Source organism: Eubacterium sp. AF22-8LB, assembly GCF_003458715.1.
Classification (GTDB): domain Bacteria; phylum Bacillota_I; class Bacilli_A; order Erysipelotrichales; family Erysipelotrichaceae; genus Holdemanella.
Window position 1 is genome coordinate 1 of sequence record NZ_QRVI01000055.1, and the last position, 2,103, is coordinate 2,103.

The window sequence follows — 2,103 nt, forward strand, 5'->3', positions numbered from 1 at the left end:
CATTTTATTAAAAATAATAAGTGACTTTTTAAAAGCCACTTACTAACGTTTTTTCTTTATATCCTCTAAAGCCAAATTCAAATCATCATATATTCCATATGCAGTTTCTTTTTCTATTATAGTCGGTTTTACTAAATCCGGAATCATGATTGTTTTGCATCCTGCAGCAACTCCTGCCGCTACCCCCGCTCTAGCATCTTCAAAAACATAGCATTCCTCTGGACAAACCCCAACCCTTTCACTTGCTAGTAAGAATATATCTGGATTGGGTTTACCCTTAGACACTTCTGAACCATTCACAATTACATCAAAATAAGTTTCAAGTCTTGACACCCTTAAATTATTCTCAATCATATCTTGTGGAGAACTACTCGCAACAGCCAATTTAAAATCTTCACTTTTAAAATAATCCAGTATCTCAAAAACACCAGGCTTCATAGGAACATATTCTCTTTCCAAAGACAATGCATTCTCAAATAATTCCTTTTGTAAAACAAATGCATCTTGATTAGGTAAATACCGGTTAACAATATTTCTCATTACAACGCCTGAACAGCCTCTTAATTCTTCTTGCATCTTAGGATCCAATACAAACCCATGATTATCGGCATTCATTTGCCATGCACGATCAAAAATCAATTCTGAATCAAATAATAATCCATCCATATCAAAAATTGCAGCTTTCATTAATTACCTCCAAATATGTTCTATATTTGATTTTAATTTACTTGTACATTTTGTCAATAAATAATGTTTAGATCACTAATTTATGCAAATTAAAAACTGATTTCTACAAAGAAACCAGCTTTAATATTTATTGATTAAATTCTTTTTTAGCTTTTTCTAACATTTCTGGTTTAACAATTAAATCCAACGCAACCAACGCAATAGCTGTAGCCGCTGTTACTAATCCAGCTTTTCCATCCTTACTAATTGTTGCGGCAGCCATTTCTTTTGAATGTCCAACCACTGAACAATCCGCAATTTTGATAGTACCTTGAATTGTAGGACAAACATAACTTACACTTCCCACATCCGTAGAACCACATGGTACTTCATCAACTGGATTCACTTCCTCTACACCTAATTCTTTATATTTTTCTGTCAGCATATCAGCTAGCGTATAGTTAATTTTTGTATCCTCATAAGGACATTCATACATGCTTGTTTTGTAAGTTGTTTGACTCGCAATACAAGATCCTTTTACACAATCCTCTGCACGAGCTGCAATTTCTTTACAATATGCCATTGTAGTAGCTCTAAAATAATATTCCATGCTCGCATACGCAGGAATTACATTGGCAGCTAATCCACCATCACGAATAATTCCGTGAATATATGATCCTGGAGTAACAAATTGGCGTAACATTGAAATTTGTGTATATGTGCTAATAGCAGCATCCAATGCACTATGTCCATCTTGTGGATGGCATCCATGTGCATTCTTACCAAAGAATTCATATTTAATTGGTAAAATTGCTAACGATCTAGAACCTACACCATTTTCTGTGCTCGGATGAACCATTAAAGCTGCATCTACATCATTAAACACACCAGCTTCACTCATTTTCACTTTTCCACCAAAGTTTTCTTCACCAGGCGTACCTACGACACGAACAGTTCCACCTACTTCATCAACAACGCTCTTTAAAGCTTCACCTGCTGCAATACCAATTCCTGCAATTAAATTATGTCCACATCCATGTCCTACTTCTGGTAATGCATCATATTCACACATAAATGCAATTGTTGGACCTTCTTTGCATGATTTGTATTCAGCCACAAAATCCGTATCGATTACAACACCAGCCTTTACATCAAAGCCCGCATCCTTTAAATATTTCACTAAAACCTTTTGTGTTTCATATTCCTGAAACCCTGTTTCCGGATTATCATAAAGCGTTTTTACAATATCCATATATGCATCTAAATGTTCTTGAATAGATGCTTCAATTTTTCCTTTATAATCCATTCTAAATACCTCCGTTTGTGAAAACATCATACCGCATTTTCAGATATTTGAAAAGTTTTTACAAAAGAAAAAGGGTAACCAATTTTAATTGGGGTCATTATTTTTGGGGTCTAATTTGGGGTCAATTTTAG

2 protein-coding genes are annotated in these 2,103 nt (G+C 34.5%); both read right to left on the bottom strand.

Annotated elements, in window-relative coordinates:
* Positions 1–42 precede the first annotated feature (42 nt).
* Positions 43–687 (bottom strand): HAD family phosphatase, encoded by a 645-nt coding sequence (locus tag DWY01_RS11330; RefSeq protein WP_117996210.1) that lies wholly within the window; start codon positions 685–687, stop codon positions 43–45.
* A 127-nt stretch (positions 688–814) separates the two neighbouring features.
* Complete coding sequence (locus DWY01_RS11335; protein ID WP_117996211.1) at positions 815–1,972, bottom strand: M20 family metallopeptidase; 1,158 nt, start codon at positions 1,970–1,972, stop codon at positions 815–817.
* Between the last annotated feature and the right edge of the window lie 131 nt (positions 1,973–2,103).